Below are 24,984 nucleotides of genomic sequence, written 5' to 3' on the forward strand. Positions count from 1 at the left end.
GTTTGCCAGCGAACCGCTGATGACGGTTTTGAGATTTTCAGGTGGGGAGACTGGCGGATCACGCCAGCGCGGCCCAATACATTTAAAACAAAGCCCACGGCACGCCGTGGGCTTTATTGGCAGTCAGTCAGGCCAGGCCTTACTGAGGCGAAGCTTCGGTTTTAGGTTTGCCGAAATGCCACTCGTAGACCACGAACTTGAAGTCCTTCAGGTCGCCCTTCGCGTCGAAGCTCAGGTCACCGGTTGGGGTCTTGAAGGTGCCGGCATGGATGGCTTCAGCCACTTTGGCCGCGTCTTCACTCTTGGCGGCCTTGATGGCGTCGGCGATCACGGTCACTGCAGAGTAGGACGGGAACACGAACGGACCGCTTGGGTCTTCTTTCTTGGCCTTGAACGCGTCAGCCAGGGCGACGTTGGCAGGGTCCTGGTCGAAAGATTTCGGCAGGGTTACCAGCAAGCCTTCGGAAGATTCCTTGGCGATCTGCGAGATGGAGTCGTTACCCACGCCTTCCGGACCCATGAACTTGGCTTTCAGGCCTTTTTCCTGGGATTGACGCAGGATCAGGCCCAGTTCCGGGTGGTAGCCGCCGTAGTAGACGAAGTCGACGTTGGCTTGCTTGAGCTTGGCGATCATCGAGGAGAAGTCTTTGTCGCCGGCGTTCACGCCTTCGAAGACGGCCACTTTCACGCCTTTGTCTTCGAGGGTTTTCTTCACGGCGCTGGCGATGCCTTCACCGTACTGCTGCTTGTCGTGCAGGACCGCAACGATCTTCGGCTTGACGTGGTCGGCGATGTAGTTGCCGGCCGCAGGGCCTTGGGCGCTGTCCAGGCCGATGGTGCGGAAGATCATCTTGTAGCCGCGAGCGGTGATGTCCGGGCTGGTAGCGGCCGGGGTGATCATGACCACGCCTTCGTCTTCATAGATGTCCGAAGCCGGCTGGGTGGAGCTGGAGCACAGGTGGCCGACCACGAACTTGATGCCGTCGTTGACGACTTTGTTCGCGACCGCGACCGCTTGTTTTGGATCGCAGGCGTCATCGTACTCAACGGCGACGAGTTGCTTGCCGTTGACGCCACCCTTGGCGTTGATCTGCTCGATGGCCATTTTGGAGCCACTGAATTGCATGTCGCCGTATTGGGCTACAGGGCCGGTTTTTGGGCCGGCGATGCCGATCTTGATGGTGTCGGCGGCGAACGAATGGCTGGCAACCCCGGCCAGAACCATAGCGGCAAACAGTTTGGAAATCTGCTTAGTAGCCTTAGTCATAGTGCTCCACTCATGCTGTTGTAGTTTTTATAGTCCTGGCGCCGTAGCAGCAGAACCGGGTCAGATATCTTGGATACCCTCGCGGAAAATGCCCCCGGCAACTGTACCGGTACAGTGTAGAGCGCCGATTGTTGGCAAGGGAAGCTGGCGCTTGGGGGCAAAACCTGAGGGTGTCGCTTAATTGAAAGAAAAAGACAGAATGGCGGCGGGGTTTGTCCGGTCATATCGGCAATCCTTGGCTTTCCTGCGCTTTTCAATCGGTACTGCAATTGCTACCGGGTTTTTCTGCCAGACCACCGACGTTATCATTCGCGCCGATTTCTTTTCCGGACAGGTCCCATGAATCAAGAACCTAGCACCCTCTATGCCAAGCTGCTTGGTGAAACCGCATCCATCACCTGGAAAGAGCTGGAGCCGTTCTTTGCCAAGGGTGCCCTATTGTGGGTCGATCCGGCACTGGATTTGATCGCCGCCGCCGAGGCCGTCGCCCGGGACGAAGGTACTAAAGTCGCCGCCTGGCTGGCCGCCGACCAGCTCGCCAAGCTGTCTGAAACGCGGGCGCTGGATTTTCTGGAACGCGATCCGCAGCTTTGGGCGGTGGTGGTTTCGCCCTGGATTATGATCCAGGAAAGGGCATCGAACTGATCAATGCACCAGGTTGGTTCGTGTTCGGGTAAGCAATAAAGTGTGTAGGTGAGTAGCGTGATGGCTTCCTGCCGTGGCGAAACGCCACATGGCAGGGTGACGTATACGTAACGGGAACAGTTCATAGAGCAGCCTTTGGGCTGCTCAATTGTTTCTGGATGTTGTCCCAGTGTGTGTTCAAGGCCGCCTTCGCGAGCAGGCTCGCCCCCACAGTGGGCCGCATTCCTTCTGAAAAAACGCGGTTCCATGTGGGAACGAGCCTGCTCGCGAAAGGCGCGACGCAGTGCTGCGCCTGGCCTCAGTAAGTCCTGCCAGTATGGTTATTCAAGGAAATGACCTTGGTCTTGCCAATGCGGTGACGGTAGATCTCGCGCAGGTACTTGATGGCCTTTTTCACGCAGTCGCGGGACAGGCGGATATCGTTGATCGAGACGAACTTGTCCTTGTCACTGATCAGCTCGCGGTACTTCTTCTCGTACATCGGCTTGATCGCGTACCAGTTGGTGTCGAGGATCTTCGCCGGGTTTTCGAATTCGTTGAGCAGGTCGTCGATCCGTTCTTCGTCGAAATCTTCATTGATGATGAAGTCCAGGATCGAGTTGTCCAGGGTGTCGTCGAAGCGGTATGGCGTGCGGGCGAAGCAACGTTTGATGAAGGCCACGATCAGGGTCAGGAAATCATCCGACAGGCACGGGCTCTTGGCGATCAGGGTGGTCAACGACAGGTTGGCCGACGCGCCGATCACCAACGCGTAACGCTTGAGGGTGGTGTTGGGGAACAGGCTGTTGAGGTGGGTCTTGAGCCGGTTCAGGTCCATGTAGGACAGCTTGTAGTCCTTGGGCAGGGAGACGATGGACACCACCGACGAGCAATTCTTGAAGAAGTGCAGGTCATGCAGGGCCGCGGCGTCGTAGCCGGAATTCTTGTACTGCTCCAGCGAGGCGCGGTAGCGCTTGGATTCGATCGGCAGCAGGCTGATGCCTTCGATGGCCTGGGTGACTTTGTTGAAGTGCGGCAGGTCGATGGAGCGGAAGAACAGGTCGTCGATGTTCAGGCGCGGCGGTTCTTTCTCGAACACCTTGAACTTGTCGCCGCTGGGCGCCGGGGTTTCCGGGACGACGGATTCGGCGTAGGCAATCGCCACCGGGCCGGCCAGGCTCATGAACAGGTCGTTGGCGTCCAGGCGAATGGTTTCGCCGATGTCGATGCCGGCACGACGGAAATAGTTCTGGTCGTAGTCGGTGGTCACGGCCTGGGCCGTCAGGATGTTGAAGATCTGCTGGGAGATGTACTGGTTGGCGTGCTTCTCCATGGCATTGACGTCAATGTTCTGGATGTTGCCGTCATCGCTTTCTTCGGCGTAGCGCATGATGTCGTTGGAGATCAGCATCATCGCGTTCCAGGGGCGGATACGCCCCATCACGCTGGCTTCGCTGCTGTCTTCATTGGCGAAGTTGTACGAGAAATCCCATTCTTCCGACAGGTACTTGCACAGCAGGCGCCCGGCGTTGATGTGCAAAGCCTCGGACATTTCGCTACGGTGATCGGAGATGTTCGGCAGCACGCAGATGCCGCTGGTGAAGATCGGCTCGAAGACGAAGGAATGACCGCTTTTGCTGTCGTGTTCGTCCATCGGCTTGGTGTCGAACGTCTTGTTCATGTACGAGTACTGCTGGGCCAGGCCGAATTCCGAGGCCATGCCCGAGCCGGTACCGCCGCCGGCACTGAAGATCGAGAAGTACAGGCGCGACTGGTTGGCCTTGATGCCGCAGCTGTCGATCAGGTACGAGTGGATCATTTTCCAGTCGGGGCTGGAGAAGCGCTGGGTGTCCTTGTTCAGGATGATCTTGGCCAGGTATTGGCCCAGGATCGGCGCGTTACCGGCGCCACCGGCGTGGACTTCCGAGAGGTCCATGATTTTCATCTTGCTGTAGTCGCGCAAAAAGCCGCTTTTCTCACCCTTGCGCGAGAAACGGATGCGCCCGGCGATGTCCTTGTCCAGGTCGCCGAGCATCACCAGCGGTTCCACCAGGAACACCGGTTTGCTGGCCTTGCTGGTGCCCAGGCGCAGATTGTTGCGGATCCACTGCGCGGGGCTGTAGCCCTTGTCGCTGTAGGCCTTGTCTTCAGCATTGAATTCGTTGAGGTAGAACTTGCGGGCGTTGTACACCAGCTCCGCCACGTCGAGGGCGATGTTGGAGCCGCAGCGGCCCAGGCCGATCAGGCAGACCGAGGGGAACTCCTGCTGAGTGCGGTCGCTCTCGTCCTCTACCAGATGGGGCGGTCGTGGGAACACCGCGTCGCGCAGGCCGTCGAGGTTGTCGAGGATGCGGTCGGTGTTGGTTTCGGTGAAATACAGATACTGCTGAGTCGACAGGGGACGCGAGCTGCTCGATGGTTTCGAGGCTTCAGGGCCATTGGCGGCTGGGCTCAGGGTCAGATCGGATACCGCAGTGGCTGTTTTTTTGGAAGTCATTGTGCGCCATTTGCCTGAACTGGTTGGCTCGACGAGCGCTGTCATCGAACCATCGCGGATGGGAGCTCGCGTCCTGGATGGCGCGAAGGTCGGCCCCGAGCGTCCAGGGCTATAGCCTGGGGGGCAGCTCGAGAGATTCTTTCCTGATAGGTTGAATCGGCCACCGGCAGACGATCTTTAATCAAGAATGGGCGAAATGATGGCAATTGTTACAGGAAATTGACCGTTATCAAGAAACGCGCCGCTTGCCATGGGTGGGTATCAGCCTTGCGAATGATTGGAGACAGCCCGCGCGCCGCTGTCTAGATTGCAGATTCCGCTAATGCTCCATAACAATAAAAGAGACGGACCCATGCAGAACTCGACCCAAGCGGCGAATGCCTGGCGCATTCTGTTCCTGTTGTTTTTGGCCAACCTGTTCAACTTCTTCGACCGCACCATCCCGGCGATCATCATCGAGCCGATCCGCATGGAGTGGAGTCTCAGCGACTTCCAGATCGGCATCATCGGCACCGCTTTCACCATCGTCTACGCCATTGCCGGGTTGCCATTGGGACGCTTGGCCGATACCGGTTCGCGCAGCAAGTTGATGGGCTGGGGCCTGGCGACCTGGAGCGCGCTGACGGCGGTCAACGGCCTGGTGGGCAGTTTCTGGGCGTTCCTGGTGGTGCGCATGGGCGTCGGGATCGGCGAGGCGAGTTATGCCCCAGCGGCCAACTCACTGATTGGCGATCTGTTCCCGGCCCATCGCCGGGCGCGGGCCATGGGCATCTTCATGCTGGGCCTGCCGATTGGCTTGCTGCTGGCGTTCTTCACCATCGGGGCGATGGTCAAGGCGTTCGACAGTTGGCGCGCGCCGTTCTTTATCGCGGCTGTGCCAGGCTTGGTGCTGGCGCTATTCATGTTCTTCATCAAGGAACCCAAGCGCGGCGCGGCGGAAACCGTGCAGGTGTCCCAGGAAAAGATCGACCGGCCGATCCGTCGGGTGCTGGCGATTCCCACGTTCCTGTGGTTGGTGTTGGCTGGGTTGTGCTTCAACTTCGCCACCTATGCCTGCAACTCCTTCCTGGTGCCGATGCTGCAACGCTATTTCCTGATGCCGTTGCACGAGGCGGCGGTGGCCACCGGGATCATGGTGGGCGTGACGGGGTTGTTCGGGCTCACCCTGGGCGGCTGGGTCGCGGACAAGATCCACCAGCGCGTGCCCAACGGCCGCCTGCTGTTTGCAGCGTTCAGCCTGGCGATTTCGACGGTCACCACAGCATGGGCCCTGCATGCCGGGCGCATTGAAATCGGCGTGTTCGTGGCGGTGTTCAGCGTGGGTTGGCTGTTTGCCTATAACTTCTACACCTGCGTCTACACCGCGATCCAGGACGTGGTGGAGCCGCGCCTGCGCGCCACGGCGATGGCGTTGTACTTTGCGGGGCTGTATTTGCTTGGCGGCGGCCTGGGGCCGGTGGTGGTGGGCGGCTTGTCCGACTACTTCGCCCGCACGGCCATGGCCGCAGCCGGAGTCGACCAGATGACAGAAGCGTTCAAGGCCATCGGCCTGCATGACGCGATGTACCTGATCCCGGTGGCGCTGTTCCTGACCATGGTGTTCCTGTTCCTGGCGTCACGTTGTTTTGTGCGCGATGCCAAGCGGATGAAGGAGGGGATGAGTGTGGTGGTGGTGCCGGGAAGTGTGGCGGCGACGGTTTGACTAAAGCCATACACCGTTCCCCTGTGGCGAGGGAGCTTGCTCCCGCTGGGGCGCGAAGCGGCCCTCTACTGTACCGGCGGACACTGAATTTTTGGGTCTGCTGCGCAGCCCAGCGGGAGCAAGCTCCCTCGCCACAGGGTTCTGTGTTGAACCACGGGGCTGGTTCGATCACAGGCCTGTGGGGCTGCGGCTCTATCTGCCTAGTGAACCTTATCCTCTCGCCCACGCAGCAGTTGATTGGGCATCACCACCGCCGCCGCCAGCCCCAGCAACGACACCGCCGCGCTGATCACCAGCAAATGGCGGAACGTCGCCTGCAATTCCTGGCGCAAGGCGTTCTGCGCCTCGCCCGGGGCGGCGTTCAGGCCGTCCAGCAAGACGCTGCCGGAATGCCCTTCACCGATCAACGACGAGCTGGCGAGCTGGGCGAAGCTGGAATTATGCAGCAAGGCCAGCAGCAACGCTGACATCAGTGCCACGCCCACCGCGCCGCCAAGGGCGCGGAACAGGTTGGTGGTGCTGGTGGCGACGCCGATGTCCTGTTGGTGTACGGCGTTCTGCGCACCCACCAGTGACGTGGGAAACTGCATGCCGGAGGCGATGCCGCTGAGCAGCATGAACAGGCTGCTCAGCCAGAGCGCGGCGGGCGGGGTGAAGGCCATGCCGAGGATAGCGAACGGGAAGAGCAGGGCGCCGCCCAGGATCATCGGCTTGTAGCGCCCCGTGACCGAGGTCCGGCGTCCGGCGAAATACGCGCCGACCGGCAGCCCTATCGCCAGCGGCAACAAGTGCAACGCCGCACCGTCGGCACCGGCGCCGGTCACGCTCTGGAAGCGCAACGGCACCAGCACCGTCAGGGAAATCGCCTGGAAGCTGGTGAAGAACACCGTACACCAGCACAGCACCGCATCGCGGTTGGCGAACAGGTGCATCGGCAACAACGGCTCCCGCGCCCGGCGCTCGTGCCAGGCGAACACCCCCAGCGCTGCGCCTGCGCAACCCAGCAACCCCAACACTTCACGGCTGTGCCAGGCATGACCCTGGCCGACCTGGGTAATCCCCAGCAGCAGCGCCGTCAGGCCGATGATCAGCAACACGGTGCCCAGGTAATCAATGATCGGCGTGCGTTGCGGCAACGGCAGCCCGACCAGGCTGCGTCGGGCGACCCACCAGGCCACCAGGCCCAGCGGCAGGTTGATCCAGAACACCCAGCGCCACGACAGGTACTCGGTCATGTAGCCGCCGAGCACCGGCCCGGCCACGCTGGCCACCGCGTACATGCTGCTGAAATAACCCTGGTAGCGACCGCGTTCGCGGGGCGGGATGATGTCGCCGATGATCGCCTGGCTCACCGAAATCATCCCGCCGGCGCCGATGCCCTGGAAAATCCGCGCCAGCACCAATTGCTCCATGTCTTGTGCCAGGCCGCAGAACAGCGAGGCCAGGGTGAACAAGCCCATGCCGAACAGCATCAGCGGCCGGCGACCGTAGAGGTCACCGAGCTTGCCGTAGATCGGCACCGCCACGGTCATGGCGACCATGTAGCCGGAAATCACCCAGGCCAGCAGGCTGACGTCGGCAAACTGTGCGGAGATGGCCGGCATCGAGACGGCGACGATGGTCTGGTCCAGCGCCCCCAGGAAAATCGCCAGCATCAGGGCTACCAGCACGCTGTGGATGGCCGGTTTTGGGGCTTGGAGCGTATTGAACCGAGTCAAGGCAGAACCTGCGGGCATCGCGCCGGAGAGGCAAAATGGACGAAACCCGCAGTTTAAGTCGATAGGCGACTATTCGATAGCCTCGTAAGGAAGTCCGACGTAATTTTCCGCGATGGTTTTTCGGCCGGCCTCGGAGTCGACGAAATACTCCAGCTCCGCTTCGCTGATACGCTGGTTGAAGGCGTCGTCGTCAAAGCGGTGCAGCATCGAGGTCATCCACCAGGAGAACCGTTCGGCTTTCCAGACGCGCCGCAGGCAGATGGCCGAATACTTCTGCAGCAGATCCACACGGCCGTCGCGATAGACCTTGAGCAGGATGTTGAACAGCGTGCTGACATCGCTGGCCGCCAGGTTCAGCCCTTTGGCGCCAGTGGGCGGGACGATGTGGGCCGCATCGCCCACCAGGAACATCCGCCCATACTGCATCGGCTCGACCACGAAGCTGCGCAGCGGGGCGATGCTTTTCTCGATGGACGGGCCGGTCACCAGGGCTGCGGCCAGGTCGGCGGGCAGGCGGTTTTTCAGTTCGCCCCAGAAACGCTCGTCCGGCCAGTCGGTCACTTGTTCCTCGGCGGGCACTTGCAGGTAATAACGGGTGCGGGTCTTGGAGCGCATGCTGCACAAGGCAAAACCGCGCGCGTGGCGAGCGTAGACCAGTTCTTCGTGGACCGGCGGGGTATCGGCCAGCACGCCGAGCCAGCCAAACGGGTAGACGCGTTCGAAGACCTTGAGTTTATCCGCAGGAATGGACTGTCGCGCCACACCGTGGAAACCGTCGCAACCGGCAATGTAATCGCAGTCCAGGCGCCAGGTTTCTCCTTCATGCTCGAAGGTCACGAAAGGGGTTTGGGTTTGCATGTCGTGGGGTTGGGCGTTGCTGGCCAGGTACAGGGTCCGGGCGCCGGCGGCTTCGCGGGCGGCCATCAAGTCACGGGTCACTTCGGTCTGACCGTAGACCATGACGTTTTTACCACCGGTCAGGCCCTTGAGATCGATGTGCACCCGTCGATCGTTGAGCACCAGTTCAAAACCATCATGGGGCAGGCCTTCGGCGTCCATGCGCTGGCCAACGCCGGCCTGGCGCAGCAGTTCGACCATACCTTGCTCCAGCACGCCGGCGCGGATGCGGCTCAGTACGTATTCCGGGGGCTGGCGTTCGAGGATGACAGTGTCGATCCCGGCGTTGTGCAGCAACTGGCCGAGTAGCAGGCCAGAGGGGCCGGCACCGATAATAGCGACTTGGGTCTTGAGGGTTTTCATTGTTGTTATGACTCGCACGAAGCACGCGACCAGGGTCGGTGTTGATTATTAGAAATCGAGTGCCTACATTTTTCGCTTGCGGACCTGTCAGTTGAAGGGGAAAACTGAGCCGATACCTGTTCTTTTTGCCAATTGGTGCGATTATCGCCCGCAACCCCAGGCCCGGATCCACGTTATGAAAAAACCTGACCTGCCTTCGATCCCGGTGTTCAAGCTCTATGGCGAGAGCCAGGAATGGCCGACGCCGGACTTGTTGCACTGCGAGACCATCTCCAAGCGCAGCCGCGAGCATCAATGGGAAATCAAGCCCCATCGCCATGCCGATCTGTGCCAGTTGTTGTTTGTCTTCAAGGGCCAGGCGGAACTGGAAATCGAGGGTCGGCGTACGCTACTCACCGAGCCAGCCGTGCAGATCCTGCCGCCGCTGTCGGTCCATGGTTTTCGTTTTTCCGAGGATGTGGAAGGTTACGTGGTGACCCTGGCAGCGCCGCTGGTCACGCACCTGCAAGCGCAACTGGGGCATTCGGTCAACGTCCTGGCCCAGGCCGAAAGCTACCCCGCCCTCGAGAATGCCGAGTACCTCAACAGCCTGTTCAGCGCCTTGCAGAATGAATACGTGGGGCATCAACCGGCGCGGGAAATGCTGATGCATGCGCTGGTCAGCGTGATCATGGTCTGGGTCAGCCGCCAGGTGATGCAGCGACACACCCAGGCCCAGCGCCCGCAACGGGCCCGGGAATACCTCAATGGCTTCATCCAGTTGGTGGAAGAAACCTATCGCGAGCACGTCAAGGTCGAAGACCTGGCCCACCGCTTGGGCATTTCCGTGTCGCACCTCAACGGCACCTGCCGGGAACTGGCGGGGCAACCGGCGCTGCAGATCATGCATGAGCGCCAGTTGCTGGAAGCCAAGCGCCTGCTGACCTACACCGGCATGACCATCTACGAGATTTCCGAAATGCTCGGGTTTTCCGATCCGACCAACTTCACCCGGCTGTTTCGCCGACGCGTCGGCATCTCGCCCAAGACGTTCCGGGACCGGCTCAAGACCGATCAACAGGACGACTGACCACGCCTCAGCGCAGGGCGTTCAGGGTTGCGCTGTGGGGGATGCACCGTTCGAAGTTGCAACTGGCGTATTCACGGGGCAGTTGCCTGGCCTGCTCGACCCGGTAGGCCGCAGTGCCGTACAGCGCGAGCGTGGCGGCGCAGGTGACAAAAATGGCGAGGCGTCTTCTTGTTTTAATGTTCATGGCGGTGACCTCTGAACGAATACCCGGGGGTACTACTTTCAGAATAGGTCAGCTGTGGCGAGTTGCCAGTCAGGCAGCGAGTATGTTTAACCCGATATTCAGAGCACTGATAACCCGGTGGGAACCCAGTTCCTTGGGGATGAATGCAGTGCTTTTTTGTGGCGAGGGAGCTTGCTCCCGCTGGGCTGCGCAGCGGCCCCAAGATGTTGCGGTCGCTGCGCAACCGAGCGGGAGCAAGCTCCCTCGCCACAGGTTCATTTCATTCCAGGATCACAGGTGTTCTGAACCTGTTATTCCAGGTGTTCTGGCTTCATCGGATCGCCCGGCTTGACGTCCAGTTGCTTGCGCACGTCTTCGAACATTTCGTCGTAGTACTTGTGCATCGAGCCGATGCTCGCTGTCTTGGGCAAGCCATACTTCTGGGCGATGCGCGTGGCGTGGCGGGCGAAGTCGAAGGCCTGGTCCTTGGCCAGGAAGAATGTCTCGTCCAGTGACTTGTCTTCGACGGTGCCATGCACCCGGAACGACATGCCCGTGCCTTCCTTGCCGTCCTGGTCGACCTTGTAGTCGATGCACAGGTTGTAGCTGAAATCATCCTTGTTCAGCGCATGGCGCTCCATGTGCAGGTGTCCGGGTTCGAACATGGCCATAAGCAACTCTCCTTTGAAGGCATGGGGAGTAGGGCAGACCCTGGATCCGCCCCGCAAGTTTCCTGTTATCGATAAGCGATGCCAGGTGTCGCCGTGCTGATACGGGTGCCGGCCTTGCCCAGGACGATCGCGTCGATGTCCGAGAGTGAACCGATCACAGCGACCTTGCCAGTGTTGCGCGCGAATTCGCAGGCGGCCTGCACCTTCGGCCCCATGGAGCCGGCGGCGAAGCCGAGCTTTTCCATTTCGTCGGGGTGGGCCTGGGCGATGGCTTTCTGGGTCGGCTTGCCGAAGTCGATGAACGCGGCGTTGACGTCGGTGGCGATCACCAGCAGATCGCTTTCCAGCTGTTCGGCCAGCAGCGCCGAGCACAGGTCCTTGTCGATGACCGCTTCCACGCCTTGCAGCTTGCCGTCGGCGTCGTACATCGTCGGGATGCCGCCACCGCCGGCACAGATCACGATGCTGCCCTTTTCCAGCAGCCATTTGATCGGGCGGATTTCAAAGATGCGCTTGGGCCTGGGGCTTGCGACCACGCGACGGAACTTGTCGCCGTCCGGGGCGATGGCCCAGCCTTTTTCGGCGGCCAGTTTCTGCGCCTCTTCCTGGCTGTAGACCGGGCCGATGGGTTTGGTGGGTTTTTGGAAGGCCGGGTCGTTGCCGTCCACTTCAACCTGGGTCAGGAGCGTGGCGAAGGGGACTTCGAAGTCCAGCAGATTGCCCAGTTCCTGTTCAATGATGTAGCCGATCATGCCTTCGGTTTCGGCGCCGAGCACGTCCAGCGGATACGGCGTCACCGAGGTGTAGGCCGCTGCCTGCAACGACAGCAGGCCGACCTGCGGGCCGTTGCCGTGGGCGATGACCAGTTGGTTGCCGGGGTGGATTTTCGCGATCTGTTCGGTCGCGGTGCGGATGTTGATGCGTTGATTGTCTGCGGTCATGGGTTCACCCCGACGCAGGAGGGCGTTACCGCCCAGGGCAACGACGATACGCATGGTGTTGTCCTTCTAGAAAATGGACGAACAACGCGGTCCCTTGTGGGAGCGAGCTTGCTCGCGATAGCGGTGTGTCAGTCGACATCAATGTTGCCTGTTCCTGCGCCATCGCGAGCAAGCTCGCTCCCACAAGGGAACTGCGTTGGTTTCAGATATCCGCCAACGCCGAGACCAGGATCGCCTTGATGGTGTGCATGCGGTTTTCCGCTTGCTCGAAGGCGATGTTGGCCGGCGATTCGAAGACCTCCTCGGTCACTTCCACGCCATTGGCCAGGTTCGGGTAACGGGCGGCGATGTCCTTGCCGACCTTGGTTTCGCTGTTATGGAACGCCGGCAGGCAGTGCATGAACTTCACCCGCGGGTTGCCCGAGGCTTTCATCATTTGCGCGTTGACCTGGTAGGGCAGCAATTGCTCGATGCGCTCATCCCAGGCTTCCACCGGCTCGCCCATGGACACCCAGATGTCGGTGTGGATGAAGTCCACGCCCTTGACGGCTTCCTTCGGGTCTTCGGTGATGGTGAGGCGCGCGCCACTTTCGGCGGCGAAGGCCTGGCACTGGTCGATGAAGTCCTGATGCGGCCACAAGGCTTTCGGCGCGCCGATGCGCACGTCCATGCCCAGCTTGGCGCCGATCATCAGCAGCGAATTGCCCATGTTGTAACGGGCATCGCCCAGGTAGGCATAGCTGATGTCATGCAGCGGCTTGTCACTGTGTTCGCGCATGGTCAGGGTGTCGGCGATCATCTGGGTGGGGTGGAATTCGGCGGTCAGGCCGTTGAACACCGGCACGCCGGCGAACTTGGCCAGTTCCTCGACGATCTCCTGTTCGAAGCCCCGGTACTCGATGGCGTCGAACATCCGCCCCAGGACCCGGGCGGTGTCTTTCATGCTTTCCTTGTGACCGATCTGCGATGACACCGGGTCGATGTAGGTGACGTGGGCGCCCTGGTCATGGGCTGCCACTTCAAAGGCGCAGCGGGTGCGGGTCGAGGTCTTTTCGAAGATCAGCGCGATGTTCTTGCCCTTGAGGTGCGGTTGTTCGGTGCCGGTGTACTTGGCACGCTTGAGGTCGCGGGACAGGTCCAGCAGAAAGTGCAGCTCGCGGTTGGTGTGGTGCATCAGACTCAGCAGGCTGCGGTTGCGCATGTTGAACGCCATGATGTGGATCTCCTCAGGTGTAGGTTATCCCCTGGGCGGGTATCGGATCGATACCGGCCCAGGCTCAAAGGTCAGTAATCGATCGGGTCGCGGATGATCGGGCAGGTCATGCAGTGACCACCGCCACGGCCCCGGCCCAATTCGCTGGCACTGATGGTGATGACTTCCACACCGGCCTTGCGCAGCAGGGTGTTGGTGTAGGTGTTCCGGTCGTAGCCGATCACTACGCCCGGCTCCACGGCCACTACGTTGTTACCGTCGTCCCATTGTTCGCGCTCGGCGGCGAAGCTGTTGCCGCCGGTTTCCACCACCCGCAGCGCCGGCAGCTTGAGGGCCGCGGCCACGGTATCGAGGAAGCTGCCGTCCTCGCGACGCACATCGATGCCGCCGGGCTTGCTCTCGTCAGGGCGCAGGGAGAAGGCGACGATCTGGCTCACCACTTCGGGGAAAATCGTGACCAGGTCGCGGTCGCAGAAGCTGAACACGGTGTCCAGGTGCATGGCCGCGCGGGATTTCGGCAAGCCGGCGACGATCACCCGTTCCACGGCCTTGTGCTTGAACAGGTTCAGCGCCAGTTGGCCGATGGCCTGGCGGGACGAACGTTCGCCCATGCCGATCAGCACCACGCCGTTGCCGATGGGCATCACGTCGCCGCCTTCAAGGGTGGCGTTGCCGTGATCCTGGTCCGGGTCGCCGTACCAGATCTGGAAGTCGGCGTTCGTGAACTCGGGATGGAATTTGTAGATGGCGCTGGCCAGCAGGGTTTCCTGGCGCCGCGCCGGCCAATACATCGGGTTCAGGGTCACGCCGCCGTAGATCCAGCAGGTGGTGTCGCGGGTGAACTGGGTGTTGGGCAACGGCGGCAGGATGAAGCTGGAGTGCCCGAGGAAGTCGCGGAACATCTGAATGGTCTTGCCACCGAAGCTGTCCGGCAGGTCATCGGCCGAGACGCCGCCAATCAGGAATTCGGCGATATGGCGTGGCTCCAGGCTGCGCAGCCACGAACCGACTTCATTCACCAGGCCCAGGCCCACCGAGTTGGCGGTGATCTTGCGCTGCAGGATCCAGTCCAGGGCTTCGGGGATGGCGACGATGTCGGTCAGCAGGTTGTGCATTTCCAGCACGTCGATGTCGCGCTCGCGCATCTTGGTGACGAAATCGAAATGATCGCGCTTGGCCTGGTTGACCCAGATCACATCGTCGAACAGCAGCTCGTCGCAGTTGTTCGGGGTCAGCCGCTGGTGGGCCAGGCCTGGGGAACACACCATGACTTTACGTAATTTGCCGGCTTCGGAATGCACGCCGTATTTCACTTTTTCCGTGGTCATTACAAATCCTCCAGTTAGAACAATCAGCCAACTACAAGGTCAGGAAGCCGTCGTAGAGCCCGTAGGCCGCCACCAGGGCGCCTGCGATCACTGCGGCGAAAATCAGCTTCTCGACAGAGGTGAAAATCGGTTTGCCCAACTCGCGCTTGGCCTTGGCGAACAGGATCGCGCCGGGGGCATAGAGCAGGGCAGAGAGCAGCAGGTACTTGATCCCGCCGGCGTACAGCAGCCATACGGCGTAGATCAGGGCGACAGCGCCGATGATCAGGTCCTTGCGCCGCTCGGCCGCGAAGCCTTCGTAGGTCTCGCCGCGCACCGCCAGCAGCACGGCGTAGGCCGCCGACCACAGGTACGGCACCAGGATCATCGAAGTGGCGAGGTAGATCAGTGACAGGTAGGTGCTGGCCGAGAACAGGGTGATGACCAAAAACAGCTGGACCATTGCGTTGGTCAGCCACAGGGCGTTGGCCGGTACGTGGTTGGCGTTTTCCCGGCGCAGGAACTCGGGCATGGTGTGATCTTTGGCAGCGGCGAACATGATCTCGGCGCACAGCAATACCCAGGACAGCAGGGCGCCGAGCAGCGAGATGATCAGGCCGACGCTGATCAGCACCGCGCCCCAGTGCCCCACGACATGCTCCAGCACGGCGGCCATGGACGGGTTTTGCAACTTCGCCAGTTCAGGCTGGGTCATGATGCCCAGGGACAGCACGTTCACCAGTACCAGGAACAGCAGTACGGTGATGAAGCCGATGACGGTGGCCTTGCCCACGTCGGTACGTTTCTCTGCGCGGGCGGAAAAAATACTCGCGCCCTCGATGCCGATGAACACCCACACGGTGACCAGCATCATGTGCCGCACCTGGTTCATCACGCTGCCCAGGTCCGGATTCTTCAAGCCCCAGATGTCGGCGGTGAAGATATCGAGCTTGAAGGCGAACACCGCGATCAGCACGAACAACACCAGCGGCACGACCTTGGCCACGGTGGTGACGAGGTTGATGAACGCGGCTTCCTTGATGCCGCGCAGCACCAGCCAGTGCACTGCCCACAACAACACCGAGGCGCCGATTACCGCCGCAACGGTGTTGCCTTCACCAAAGATTGGGAAGAAGTAGCCCAGGGTGCTGAACAGCAGCACGAAGTAGCCGACGTTGCCCAGCCAGGCGCTGATCCAGTAACCCCAGGCAGAGGAGAAACCCATGTAGTCGCCGAAGCCGGCCTTGGCGTAGGCATACACCCCGCCGTCCAGATCGGGTTTGCGGTTGGCCAGGGTCTGGAACACGAAGGCGAGGGTCAGCATGCCGACGGCGGTGATGGCCCAGCCGATCAGCACCGCACCGACGTCGGCGCTGGCGGCCATGTTTTGTGGCAGGGAAAAGATCCCGCCGCCGATCATGGAGCCGACAACCAGTGCAACCAACGCACCTAATCGAAGTTTTCCGGGCGTATCAGACATTTGCGAGACTCCAGTGCAGGAGAAGAGAGCCAACAGACTAAGTCGATTTGAAAGTTGAATAGCTGATCTGGATCAGTGCATGGCAACATTCCATTGTTAATGAAGGAGTTAACACCGTCCGTTGGCGTCTTGAAGTTACTCGAAAGGCCCGTTTCAGGGCCTTTGGCAAAGGCTTTGTGAAGGTTTTCTTGCCGCAGGATTATTCACGCTAGTTGATTTCCACTGAGTCGCAACTATTTTGTAGGCTGCGTTCGTGACAATAATGATGGGGTGTCATGGTCTTTTTAATTAGGGCCTTGGAGAATGGCCGGGTCATAAGTCTTTGGACTTTGTGTGGATGACGTTATTCAAAAACGTTATGTCGCTTTATTTACTTAATTTAATAGTGAGAGAAGATGCCGCAGCCGATTGAAAAGTTGCCACTGGGTGCACTGATCGCACTGGTGGTGGGGTCAATGATCGGCGGCGGGATTTTTTCCCTGCCGCAAAACATGGCGGCCCGGGCCGATGTCGGAGCGGTGCTGATCGGCTGGGCCATCACCGCCATCGGCATGCTGACCCTGGCCTTCGTGTTCCAGACCCTGGCCAATCGCAAGCCGGAATTGAATTCGGGCGTGTACGCCTATGCCAAGGCCGGCTTCGGTGACTATATGGGCTTCTCGTCTGCCTGGGGCTACTGGATCAGTGCCTGGCTGGGCAATGTCGGTTACTTCGTGCTGCTGTTCAGTACCTTGGGCTACTTCTTCCCGGTGTTCGGCCAAGGCAATACGCCGGTGGCCATCGGCTGTGCGTCGTTGTTGCTGTGGGCGGTGCATTTCCTGGTGCTGCGCGGGATCCAGGAGGCGGCCTTCATCAATCTAGTGACCACCGTGGCCAAGGTCGTGCCGCTGTTGATGTTCGTCGTCATGGCCGCCGTGGCCTTCAAGGCCGAGGTTTTCACCCGCGATATCTGGGGCGCGATGAATCCGGACCTGGGCAGTGTGATGGACCAGGTGCGCAACATGATGCTGGTGACGGTGTTCGTGTTTATCGGCATCGAAGGCGCCAGCGTCTATTCGGCACGGGCAGAAAGACGTGCGGACGTAGGGCGTGCGACGGTGATCGGGTTTCTCGGGGTATTGGCGCTGCTGGTGCTGGTGAATGTGTTGTCCCTGGGGGTCATGAGCCAGCGGGAACTGGCACAGTTGCAGAACCCATCCTTGGCCGGTGTGCTGGAGCACATTGTCGGGCCCTGGGGCGCGTTGCTGATCAGCCTGGGGCTGGCGGTTTCACTGCTGGGAGCCCTGCTGTCCTGGGCGCTGTTGTGCGCTGAAATCCTCTACGCCACCGCCCGGGACAAGACCATGCCGGCGTTCCTGACCAAGGAGAATGCCAACCGTGCGCCGGTCAACGCGCTGTGGCTGACCAATGGCATGATCCAGCTGTTTTTGCTGATCACTCTGTTTTCCGCAGGCACCTACACCAGCCTGATCTACCTCGCCTCGTCGATGATCCTGGTGCCGTACCTGTGGTCGGCGGCTTATGCGGTGCTGCTTTGCGCCCGGGGGGAAACCTACGAACAGGGCTCGGCACGGCGCATGAAAGACCTGTGCATCGGTAGCGTCGCGCTGTGCTACGCGGTGTGGCTGCTGTATGCCGGAGGCGTGAAATACCTGCTGCTGTCGGCGCTGTTGTATGCGCCCGGGGTGATCCTGTTTGCCCAGGCCAAGCGCGAGCAGGGGCAGCCCTTGTTCACCCATGTGGAAAAGGGAATATTTGCTTGCGTGATGTCAGGGGCGGGCATCGCGGCTTATGGGTTGTACAGTGGGTTTTTGGAGTTGTGAGGCTACCACGTTGTCGAGGCGGACTCTTGTGGCGAGGGAGCTTGCTCCCGCTGGGGCGCGCAGCGGCCCCGAGGCCCGACGACGCGGTGTTTCAAGCTGATTGTAGTGGCTTTTGGAGGGGGCTGCTGCGCAGCCCAGCGGGAGCAAGCTCCCTCGCCACAAAGGGCATTTTTTAACCGGTAGTGAGCGTCACCACCGTGCCCGATGCGCGCCCAGTTCCGCCGCTGGCAAGGTCCATTGCAGCGGCGTCCCAGTGATTTTCAAGGGCACGTGCAAGCGATGGGCCGGTCCCCATGGCGTCTGTTCGACCACCAGGCCCTGATCATCCTCAGCCTCGGCTCGCAATAGGGTCGAATCCCCTGCGCCACGTTCGATCAACAGCTTCGCCGTGCGTGCCAGTGACAGGCGTGCCGAGCCGCCCTGACCGCTTGCCAGGCGCCGGGACAACAGCACCAGGGCGCTGGCCGCCAGCAGATAGCCGGTGCCATGATCCAGCGCCTGCACCGGCAGCGGTGTCGGTTTGTCGGTGTGTTTCCAGCCCATGCCGGCTTCGGCAATGCCGCTGCTCATTTGCACCAGGCTGTCGAAGCCGCGCCGGTTCTGCCACGGGCCGCTCCAGCCGTAGGCATTGAGGCTGACGTCGATCAGGCCCGGGGCCATCTGCCGGCGCTGCTCGGCACCGTAGCCCAGGCGTTCCAGGGCGTCGGCACGGTAGCCGTGCAAAAGGATGTCGGTGTCCTTGAGCAGTGCCTCGAATGCCGCGCGATCATCGGCCCGATGCAGGTCGAGGCGGGCGCAGCGTTTGCCCAGGGTGACTTCCGGCACCACGCCGGGTTCGTTCCAGGTCGGCGGGTCGATGCGCAGCACGTCGGCCCCCAGGCCGGCGAGGAAGCGGCTGGCGACGGGGCCGGCCAGCACGCGGGTCAAATCCAGCACCTTGAGGCCCGCCAGTGGCTGGGTCACGGAGCCGAGCCAGGGTTTGCGCTGCTCTCCAGTCGTTTCACTCAGGTGCACCAGCGGCTCGGCGTTCACCGCCAGCCCTTGGGGATGGGCCTGCCACGCTTGCCATGAACGCATCTCGGCGGCACAACCGCCTGCGTCGACCACGGCCTGTTCCAGCTCGGCCTTGTTCCATCGGGCCACCCTGGCCGCCATGTCGGCGCGGTCGGTGCAGGTGCCGAGGACTTTTTCCGCCGCAAGGCGATGATGCGGTGCGTTGGTGTGCAGGCGAATCCAGCCGTCGGCGCTGGCGTAGTCGCCGGCCACCGGGTCCCACATCGGCGGCACGCTCCAGCCGATGGGGCGCAGGGAGGTGGAGAACCAGAACGACGCCAGGCGTCGGTCGACCTCGACAGGTGGCAGGCGAGTGGTTTGTTGCTGGATGAGTTCGGCGGTCGCCTGGCCGGCCACGGCGATGCTGGCGCTGGCCAGCTCCGTGACGGCGAAGGCCGAGGGCAGCGCGCCATCGCCAGCGAAGGTGATCGGGGGCGTCGGCAAGCCGAGAGCGGTTTGCATGGACGTGAGCAGATCTGACATCGAAAGCCCTCCAGTACGAGAGGGCGATCATAGATCAAAAATCCGTTGGGGGCCGCTTTGCGGCCCAGCGGGAACAAGCTCCCTCGCCACAAGAGCCCTGTGCCTGTTCCGGGCGCGACCAGATCCACAAATTGCCCAGGCCCATGCCGGCGAGCGCGAGGTAAAGCGGCCAGGCGTGGTCGAGCAGCACCAGCATCAAGCCTGCGCAGAGCAGCATGCTGGTAGTGGCACCGACCTTGGCCCGGCGCGGGATAACCTTGCCGTTGCGCCAGTTGTGCAGAATCGGCCCGAACAGACGATGGTTCTCCAGCCAGGCGCTCAGGCGCGGCGAACTGCGGGTCGCGGCCCAGGCGGCCAGCAGGATGAACTCGGTCGTCGGCAAGCCAGGCACGACGATGGCGACCAGGCCAATGCCCAGGCTAGCGTAGGCGAGCAGGGCGAAGAGCAGTTGGGTGAGTTTCGAGGGGCGGTTCATCAGCGTTTTTCAGTCATGCACAATCTCTGTGGGAGCGAGCAAGCCCGCTCCCACACTGGTTTCTGGGGGGCTGAAGATAGGCATCCACCCTAAATCTCCTGCGGGAGCGGTTTGAGTCAGGCCAGGTCGGCTGCATAAGCTTGTTCCAGCAACACCGTAAACCGGTTGAACGCATCCAGCGCACCTTTGTCCGCCTCGGCTTCCTGCTGTTCGGTAAAGGCCAGGCTGTCGAGGGTGCGGGTGAAGGTTTTCCAGCCTTCGGCGCGCCCACCGGCAGGTTCTGCCAGGTGCCGGGCGCCGAAGGTCTCGCTCAACCCCAGGCCCACGGCACGCTTGATCAAGAACGCGGCGCCGAGCTTGGAGCCTTCGGAGACGAACAGCCAGCCCAGGGCTTCGGCCCGGGTCGGGTTTTTCACCGCACCGGCCACTGGCGCAGGGATTTCGGTGTCCAGGTCTGCCAGATCCGCCTTGGCCGCTTCCGCCCTGCATCGGGCCGGGAGGTCGGGAATCAGGGCGGACAGTTCGGCGTCGTTGTACAGCGCCACCAGTTCCGACTGGAACAGGTACTGGGCAACGACGAAACGGGCGAAGCTGGCCGGGGTTTCGAACGGGGCGTGGGCCTTGACCAGGGCGTCGAGCTTGCTGTGAGGCTCGTGGGTGATCTGGTTCAGGCGTTGGGAGCGTGAAGTGGGGCGCAGGGTATTCATGAAAAAGTCCTTTGAGTGAGCACATTGTGTGGCGAGGGAGCTTGCTCCCGCTTGAGTGCGAAGCACTCACAAAAATGGGCCTGCTGCGCAGCCCAGCGGGAGCAAGCTCCCTCGCCACAGGGGAAATCCTTGGGCCTGGGTCAGATATCCCAGATCAGGTTCACCGCGAAGTTACGCCCCGGCGCCGTCAGACGATCGAGGTTGGCGGGGCTCAATACCGCCGCTTCGCCGACGCTGTCGTAGCCGCGCACGTCGTCCCACAGCCAGTACTTCTTGTCGGTGAGGTTGTAGAGGCCGCCACTGACGGTGACGTCGTCGGTCACCTTGTAGAAACCGCTCAGGTCGAGGATGCCGAAGCCTGGTGTCTTGAACTGGCTGCTCACGCCATCAGGCGAGTTGAAGTTGCTGTCGTCGACCCGGTCCTTTTTCTTGACCAAGGTCCAACTGAGCAAAGTGCCGTAGCGGTCTTGGTCGTAGCCCAGGCCGAACACTCCGGTCAGCGGGTTGATGCTGTTGAGCGGCTCGCCCGTGTCGTTGTTGCGACCGTACGCGTAGGCCACCGAGCCTTGGGTGTACAAGCCCTTCGGTGCGCCAAACACCTCCAGCTCCAAGCGTCCCCTGGCCTCGGCACCCTTGATGGTGGCGTGCTTGATGTTGTTGCTCCGGAAGGTCAACTGATCGGCGCCAGGGGTGATGGCGTCTTCGTTGATGAAGTCGCGGTACTTGTTGTAGAACACCGCCACGTCGAACGAGCCGGAATCGAAACGGCCGCGCAGGCCGGTCTCGTAGCTCTTGCTTTTTTCCGGTTCCAGATCGGGGTTGGGTTCTACGCTATAGCCGGCGTCGGTGTTCTCGAAACGACCGTACAGGGCCTTGGCGGTCGGGGTGCGGAAACCTTCGGCGTACTGGCCGTACCAGGTGTACTCATCGCTCAGGGCGTAGGTCAGGCCGAACTTCGGTGAGACGCGATGCCAGGTCTTGTTCTTGCCGCTGACTGTACCGCCGCCGGTAGGGTCCACGGTGTTGAGGAATTCCTCGGTCAGGTGCGGCTTGAGCCGGGTGTAGTCGTAGCGCAGGCCTGGCATGAAGGTCCAGCGGTCCCAACTGATCTGGTCCTGGGCGAACAGGCTGTAGGTGTTGATGGTCGGGTCCGGGAAGTCGCTGGCTTTTGCCAACACGTCCCGGGTGCTGATGGCGCCTACCGCGGAGCAACCGACGCCAACCGCCAGGCACACACCATTGCCGCTGCGCGAGCCGGTGACTTTCTGTTGCTTGAGGGTGGTGCCGTAAGTCAGCGCGTGATCGGTGTCGGCGACGCTGAAGGCCTTTTCCAGTTGCGCGTCGAAGACCCACTGTTTCTCTTCATAGAGGGTCTCCCGGGTGCGCAGGACCTGGCGGGTGATGGGGAAGTAGAATTCGGCGGTGCTCTGGTCGGTCTTGGCGACCTGGTGATTCAGGCTCCACTTCATGTGATCGGCCAGCAGGCTGTCGAGGGCGAAGCTGTGTTCCAGGCCGAAACGCTCGCGGCTGATGGTGTCGTTGCCGGTGCGCCACTGGTACATGCCGCCGGGCAGTACAAAGTCGGGGATCGCCGGCTGGCCGTTGGCGTAGGGGCCGCCGTAGGCGCTTTTCAGGTCGCTGTCGCGGTCGTCCTTGTACTTCTCGTAGACCAGGCCAAGGCGTGCGTCATCCCTGTAGTTCCAGCCGAGCTTGGCCAGCACGTTGTTGGCGCGCACGTCTTGGGGGTTGGCCGCGGTGCGGTCCAGGCCGGTGCCGTTGTGGTTGCCGTAGGATTCGGTTTCATGACCGTCGCGCTGGCTGTAGTGCAACAGGCCGTCGAACTGCCCGCTACGGCCAGCGACGGTGGCGGACTTGAGCCAGCTCTCGTCGGCGGAGCTGTAGCCGGTCTTCAGGCGGGCGCCAACATCCTCGCCTGGCTTGATGATGTCGTCCGGATCCAGGGTGAAGTAGCTGACGGCACCGCCGATGGCATTGCTGCCGTACAACACCGAGGCCGGACCGCGCAGGATTTCCGCGCGCTTGATGATTTCCGGGTCGACGTAGTTGCGCTGGGTCTTGGCGTAGGGGCCATTGAAGAAGCCGCCGGGAATTTCCACGCCGTCGACCTGGGTCAGGATCCGGTTGCCGTCGATGCCGCGGATGTTGTAGCCGCTGATATCGCCGCGCTGGCCCGCGCCGCCCACCGATACGCCTGGTTCATAGCGCACCAGATCCTTGAGGGTATTGACGTTGTTGCGATCCAGTTCCTGGCGGTCGTGGACCGTGACCGTGCTCGGTACGCTGGTGATGTCCTGTTCCTGGCGGGTGGCGCTGATGGTTACTTTTTGCAACTCCAGCGCGCCGCCGGCACTGCGTTTTTCCAGGACGATGCTGTTGTCGCCCAGCTTGCGGTAGCTCAGGTGGGTCCCCACCAACAGGCGCTCCAGGGCTTTTTCAGGTGACAGCGAGCCGTTCACCCCTGGCGAGGCGACGCCTGCGGCCAGTTCCGCGGGCATCCCGATTTGCCAGCCGGTGACCGCAGTGAATGCATTCAGGGCCGAAACCAGGGGCTGCCGGGCGATGGCAAAGGTGTAGTCGCCCATGTTGCGTGCAGCGGGTTGCACGGCGGTGGCGGCCAGGGCGAGCGGCGCTGTGCCGGCCATCAGGAGGGCGGCGGTGAGCAGTGACAGCGTGCAAGAGGGGGCAAGAAACCGGCAAGTAAGGCGAGAGGACATCGATAGCGCTCCGTGTCGCATCTGTTATAGGTGCAGATCCACATCGTTGGATGCGAATCAATTGCATTGGCTATAACGAGACGAATCAGCGGAGCCTATCGAGTAAAAATAATTCTCATTTAGTTCAGGATCACCAGCGCCGGGAACTCCTGAAGCCGCGCCGAGGTGATATGGGCCAGCGAACGGACCACGTCCAGCGGCTGGTCTAGGCGGTAGTTGCCGGTCACAGCCACGTTGGCCAATTGTTCGTTACTGTTGATGATCCAGCCGGGGTAATAGCGTCGCAGCTCGGCCAGTACCTGGCTCAGGGGCCGGTTTTCGAACACCAGCCGACCCTGGACCCAGGCCAGGTCGGTGTTGGCATCGAGCCGGGCCGGGCGGTCGAAGCCGTTGGGGCCGATGCGGATGCTTTCGCCAGCCGACAGCCGCACATGGGTGTCGTTGCGGGTGGCCCGCAGGTCCACGTCGCCACGCTGCACCTGGACCTGGGCCACGCCGTCGAGGTAGCGCACGGCGAACGCGGTGTCGCTGACGCTGGCCATGACCGGGCCGGCATCGATTTCCAGCGGCAGGTTACGGTTGCCCGGGACTTCGAAAAACGCCTCGCCCTTGTACAGGCGCGCCACATGTCGCTGCTCGTTGAACGTGCTGGAGAAGGCCGAATCGGTGTTGAGCAAGACCTTGGAGCCGTCCTCCAACTGCAGGCGCTGGCGCTCACCGACCACGGTCAGGTGGTCGGCCTGCAGGCGCAGGGGCAGGTCGCTGAAGTTGAACAGACCGAGAAACAGCACGGCGGCAGTGGCCAGGGGTTTCCAGTGGGCGCGCAGGCGCGACAGCGCGGTAACCTTGGGCGCGGCTTCAAGCTGGCGGGCACTTTCCATCACCTGCGGGCCGTTCCAGATCGCCTGGGCTCGGGCGAACGCCTCGCCGTGGCGCGAATCGGCCGCCAGCCAGGCGTGGAACTGCCGCGTCTGTTCCTCGCTGGGGGTGTCCAGCAGGATCAGCCAGTCCAGCGCCTGCTCCATGGCATGGGCGGTTTCCGGCGTCGCAGTGGGCTCGGCAGAGCGGAGATTGTCCGTCACAGTGGGGTCTCGGTATTAGCGGCATGGGCTCAAGCTACAAGCTGTACGCAGCAAGTGGCAAGCGTGTACGCAGCTTATGGCCTGACGCGTGGGGGCGGGTCACTGCTCGCCGTGGCTACGTTCAGCCACACCCACACAGATCGCCATGATCAGTTTCAGTTCCTTTTGCACGGTGCTCAGGGAGACGCCCAGGCGTTCGGCGATCTGCTGGTAACTGTGGCCATGCAGGCGGCTGAGAATGAAGATCTGCTGTTGGCGCGAAGTCAGGGCCTGGAGGCTGACGTTCAGGCGCTCGAGCAGTTGCTGGGCATGGGCGGCGTCCTCGGCACTGCTCTGGGGGGCGACGACGTTGTGGACGACTTCCGGCGGTACGTCATCCAGCAAGGTCCGCGACTGGATGCGCCGGGCACGCAGATGGTCCAGCGCCAGGTTGCGGGCGGTCTGGAAAACAAAGGGTTCGAGGTGCTCGACCGTGCGTTCGGCCAATGCACGGGTGACACGCAGGTAGGTTTCCTGGAGCAGGTCTTCGGCGGTACTGGGGTTGCTGACCATGCGCTCGAGAGTGCGCAGCAGCGGTGTGCGTTGGGCGAGGAAAACGTGATGAAAGCGCGATTGACTCACGGTAGGGCCCGATCCGGTTCGAGTTGATGATAATGCTTATCATCTACGTTGCGGGTCAAGCCTTCATTTCATCACGCCAAGCCATGCGGGGAG

The 24,984-nt window shown here is 61.7% G+C and carries 21 protein-coding genes; 5 read left to right on the forward strand and 16 right to left on the reverse strand.

From position 1 onward, the window contains the following. Positions 1–139: 139 nt before the first annotated feature. A complete protein-coding gene (locus tag BLO97_RS16000) occupies positions 140–1,267 on the reverse strand; it encodes a branched-chain amino acid ABC transporter substrate-binding protein (protein ID WP_092223178.1) in 1,128 nt (375 codons plus the stop codon). Positions 1,268–1,448: 181 nt separating this feature from the next. Between BLO97_RS16000 and BLO97_RS31640 the strand changes: the two genes are divergently transcribed. Further along, positions 1,449–1,610, forward strand: coding sequence for a hypothetical protein (locus BLO97_RS31640; RefSeq protein WP_158265818.1), 162 nt, complete (start codon positions 1,449–1,451; stop codon positions 1,608–1,610). Further along, on the forward strand, positions 1,607–1,912 hold the full coding sequence (locus BLO97_RS16005; RefSeq protein WP_092223176.1) for a DUF2288 domain-containing protein: 306 nt from the start codon (positions 1,607–1,609) through the stop codon (positions 1,910–1,912). The genes BLO97_RS31640 and BLO97_RS16005 overlap by 4 nt, the downstream gene beginning before the upstream one ends. A gap of 298 nt (positions 1,913–2,210) precedes the next feature. Here BLO97_RS16005 and BLO97_RS16010 read toward each other — a convergent pair whose 3' ends face one another. Next, complete coding sequence (locus BLO97_RS16010; protein WP_092144205.1) at positions 2,211–4,388, reverse strand: hypothetical protein; 2,178 nt, start codon at positions 4,386–4,388, stop codon at positions 2,211–2,213. Positions 4,389–4,740: 352 nt separating this feature from the next. Between BLO97_RS16010 and BLO97_RS16015 the strand changes: the two genes are divergently transcribed. Beyond that, a complete protein-coding gene (locus tag BLO97_RS16015) occupies positions 4,741–6,090 on the forward strand; it encodes a spinster family MFS transporter (protein ID WP_092346742.1) in 1,350 nt (449 codons plus the stop codon). Positions 6,091–6,290: 200 nt separating this feature from the next. Here BLO97_RS16015 and BLO97_RS16020 read toward each other — a convergent pair whose 3' ends face one another. Both BLO97_RS16020 and pobA read right to left on the reverse strand, forming a co-directional pair. Beyond that, a complete protein-coding gene (locus BLO97_RS16020; protein ID WP_092346745.1) occupies positions 6,291–7,826 on the reverse strand; it encodes an MDR family MFS transporter in 1,536 nt (511 codons plus the stop codon). A 51-nt stretch (positions 7,827–7,877) separates the two neighbouring features. Further along, on the reverse strand, positions 7,878–9,068 hold the full coding sequence (gene pobA, locus BLO97_RS16025) for a 4-hydroxybenzoate 3-monooxygenase (RefSeq protein WP_092346748.1): 1,191 nt from the start codon (positions 9,066–9,068) through the stop codon (positions 7,878–7,880). Positions 9,069–9,243: 175 nt separating this feature from the next. On the opposite strand from pobA, the gene BLO97_RS16030 reads away from it, so the two are divergent. Further along, on the forward strand, positions 9,244–10,137 hold the full coding sequence (locus BLO97_RS16030) for a helix-turn-helix domain-containing protein (RefSeq protein WP_063322654.1): 894 nt from the start codon (positions 9,244–9,246) through the stop codon (positions 10,135–10,137). Positions 10,138–10,144: 7 nt separating this feature from the next. Here the strand turns inward: BLO97_RS16030 and BLO97_RS31645 are convergent, their stop codons facing one another. From BLO97_RS31645 to arcD (BLO97_RS16055), 6 genes are all read right to left on the reverse strand, one after another. Next, a complete protein-coding gene (locus BLO97_RS31645) occupies positions 10,145–10,321 on the reverse strand; it encodes a hypothetical protein (RefSeq protein WP_162843733.1) in 177 nt (58 codons plus the stop codon). A gap of 290 nt (positions 10,322–10,611) precedes the next feature. Further along, entirely contained in the window at positions 10,612–10,971 is a 360-nt protein-coding gene (locus tag BLO97_RS16035; protein ID WP_072349103.1) for a DUF5064 family protein, read from the reverse strand. A gap of 65 nt (positions 10,972–11,036) precedes the next feature. Beyond that, positions 11,037–11,966: a carbamate kinase gene (arcC, locus tag BLO97_RS16040; RefSeq protein WP_063322652.1), complete on the reverse strand. Its 930-nt coding sequence runs from the start codon at positions 11,964–11,966 to the stop codon at positions 11,037–11,039. Between the two features lie 148 nt (positions 11,967–12,114). Continuing rightward, the gene (locus BLO97_RS16045; protein ID WP_014336901.1) at positions 12,115–13,125 is read right to left on the reverse strand and encodes an ornithine carbamoyltransferase; all 1,011 of its coding nucleotides are present in this window, start codon (positions 13,123–13,125) and stop codon (positions 12,115–12,117) included. A 71-nt stretch (positions 13,126–13,196) separates the two neighbouring features. Beyond that, positions 13,197–14,453 carry an arginine deiminase gene (arcA, locus tag BLO97_RS16050; protein ID WP_092346751.1) on the reverse strand — a complete coding sequence of 419 codons (1,257 nt, stop codon included), beginning with the start codon at positions 14,451–14,453 and terminating at the stop codon, positions 13,197–13,199. Between the two features lie 31 nt (positions 14,454–14,484). Next, positions 14,485–15,912 carry an arginine-ornithine antiporter gene (gene arcD, locus BLO97_RS16055; protein ID WP_092144219.1) on the reverse strand — a complete coding sequence of 476 codons (1,428 nt, stop codon included), beginning with the start codon at positions 15,910–15,912 and terminating at the stop codon, positions 14,485–14,487. A 395-nt stretch (positions 15,913–16,307) separates the two neighbouring features. Here arcD (BLO97_RS16055) and arcD (BLO97_RS16060) point away from each other — a divergent pair, with 395 nt between their 5' ends. After that, positions 16,308–17,735 (forward strand): arginine-ornithine antiporter, encoded by a 1,428-nt coding sequence (gene arcD / locus BLO97_RS16060; protein ID WP_092223166.1) that lies wholly within the window; start codon positions 16,308–16,310, stop codon positions 17,733–17,735. Between the two features lie 189 nt (positions 17,736–17,924). Here the strand turns inward: arcD (BLO97_RS16060) and BLO97_RS16065 are convergent, their stop codons facing one another. The 6 genes from BLO97_RS16065 to BLO97_RS16090 all read right to left on the reverse strand — a co-directional run bounded on the left by BLO97_RS16065 (position 17,925) and on the right by BLO97_RS16090 (position 24,891). Further along, positions 17,925–19,271 carry a CoA transferase gene (locus BLO97_RS16065; protein WP_092346754.1) on the reverse strand — a complete coding sequence of 449 codons (1,347 nt, stop codon included), beginning with the start codon at positions 19,269–19,271 and terminating at the stop codon, positions 17,925–17,927. A gap of 34 nt (positions 19,272–19,305) precedes the next feature. After that, entirely contained in the window at positions 19,306–19,746 is a 441-nt protein-coding gene (locus tag BLO97_RS16070; protein WP_092346757.1) for a YbaN family protein, read from the reverse strand. Between the two features lie 116 nt (positions 19,747–19,862). After that, on the reverse strand, positions 19,863–20,453 hold the full coding sequence (locus BLO97_RS16075) for a biliverdin-producing heme oxygenase (protein WP_092223162.1): 591 nt from the start codon (positions 20,451–20,453) through the stop codon (positions 19,863–19,865). A gap of 140 nt (positions 20,454–20,593) precedes the next feature. Beyond that, positions 20,594–23,188 carry a TonB-dependent receptor gene (locus BLO97_RS16080; protein ID WP_092346760.1) on the reverse strand — a complete coding sequence of 865 codons (2,595 nt, stop codon included), beginning with the start codon at positions 23,186–23,188 and terminating at the stop codon, positions 20,594–20,596. Positions 23,189–23,307: 119 nt separating this feature from the next. After that, positions 23,308–24,270 (reverse strand): FecR family protein, encoded by a 963-nt coding sequence (locus BLO97_RS16085; protein WP_092223158.1) that lies wholly within the window; start codon positions 24,268–24,270, stop codon positions 23,308–23,310. 99 nt (positions 24,271–24,369) lie between these two features. Beyond that, a complete protein-coding gene (locus BLO97_RS16090; protein WP_092223156.1) occupies positions 24,370–24,891 on the reverse strand; it encodes an RNA polymerase sigma factor in 522 nt (173 codons plus the stop codon). Positions 24,892–24,984 lie beyond the last annotated feature (93 nt).

The sequence above is a fragment of the Pseudomonas sp. NFACC05-1 genome (genome assembly GCF_900100135.1).
Classification (GTDB): Bacteria; Pseudomonadota; Gammaproteobacteria; order Pseudomonadales; family Pseudomonadaceae; genus Aquipseudomonas; species Aquipseudomonas fluorescens_Q.

What these genes read in the sequence shown, in the direction of transcription:
- BLO97_RS16065 (WP_092346754.1), bottom strand. Translation starts at nt 19,271, where the DNA reads ATGTCAGATCTGCTCACGTCCATGCAAACCGCTCTCGGCTTGCCGACG.
- BLO97_RS16005 (WP_092223176.1), top strand. Translation starts at nt 1,607, where the DNA reads ATGAATCAAGAACCTAGCACCCTCTATGCCAAGCTGCTTGGTGAAACC.
- pobA (WP_092346748.1), bottom strand. Translation starts at nt 9,068, where the DNA reads ATGAAAACCCTCAAGACCCAAGTCGCTATTATCGGTGCCGGCCCCTCT.
- BLO97_RS16010 (WP_092144205.1), bottom strand. Translation starts at nt 4,388, where the DNA reads ATGACTTCCAAAAAAACAGCCACTGCGGTATCCGATCTGACCCTGAGC.
- BLO97_RS16070 (WP_092346757.1), bottom strand. Translation starts at nt 19,746, where the DNA reads ATGAACCGCCCCTCGAAACTCACCCAACTGCTCTTCGCCCTGCTCGCC.
- BLO97_RS16000 (WP_092223178.1), bottom strand. Translation starts at nt 1,267, where the DNA reads ATGACTAAGGCTACTAAGCAGATTTCCAAACTGTTTGCCGCTATGGTT.
- BLO97_RS16015 (WP_092346742.1), top strand. Translation starts at nt 4,741, where the DNA reads ATGCAGAACTCGACCCAAGCGGCGAATGCCTGGCGCATTCTGTTCCTG.
- BLO97_RS16045 (WP_014336901.1), bottom strand. Translation starts at nt 13,125, where the DNA reads ATGGCGTTCAACATGCGCAACCGCAGCCTGCTGAGTCTGATGCACCAC.
- BLO97_RS16035 (WP_072349103.1), bottom strand. Translation starts at nt 10,971, where the DNA reads ATGGCCATGTTCGAACCCGGACACCTGCACATGGAGCGCCATGCGCTG.
- BLO97_RS31645 (WP_162843733.1), bottom strand. Translation starts at nt 10,321, where the DNA reads ATGAACATTAAAACAAGAAGACGCCTCGCCATTTTTGTCACCTGCGCC.
- arcD (WP_092223166.1), top strand. Translation starts at nt 16,308, where the DNA reads ATGCCGCAGCCGATTGAAAAGTTGCCACTGGGTGCACTGATCGCACTG.
- BLO97_RS16020 (WP_092346745.1), bottom strand. Translation starts at nt 7,826, where the DNA reads ATGCCCGCAGGTTCTGCCTTGACTCGGTTCAATACGCTCCAAGCCCCA.
- BLO97_RS16030 (WP_063322654.1), top strand. Translation starts at nt 9,244, where the DNA reads ATGAAAAAACCTGACCTGCCTTCGATCCCGGTGTTCAAGCTCTATGGC.
- arcD (WP_092144219.1), bottom strand. Translation starts at nt 15,912, where the DNA reads ATGTCTGATACGCCCGGAAAACTTCGATTAGGTGCGTTGGTTGCACTG.
- arcC (WP_063322652.1), bottom strand. Translation starts at nt 11,966, where the DNA reads ATGCGTATCGTCGTTGCCCTGGGCGGTAACGCCCTCCTGCGTCGGGGT.
- BLO97_RS16075 (WP_092223162.1), bottom strand. Translation starts at nt 20,453, where the DNA reads ATGAATACCCTGCGCCCCACTTCACGCTCCCAACGCCTGAACCAGATC.
- arcA (WP_092346751.1), bottom strand. Translation starts at nt 14,453, where the DNA reads ATGACCACGGAAAAAGTGAAATACGGCGTGCATTCCGAAGCCGGCAAA.
- BLO97_RS16080 (WP_092346760.1), bottom strand. Translation starts at nt 23,188, where the DNA reads ATGTCCTCTCGCCTTACTTGCCGGTTTCTTGCCCCCTCTTGCACGCTG.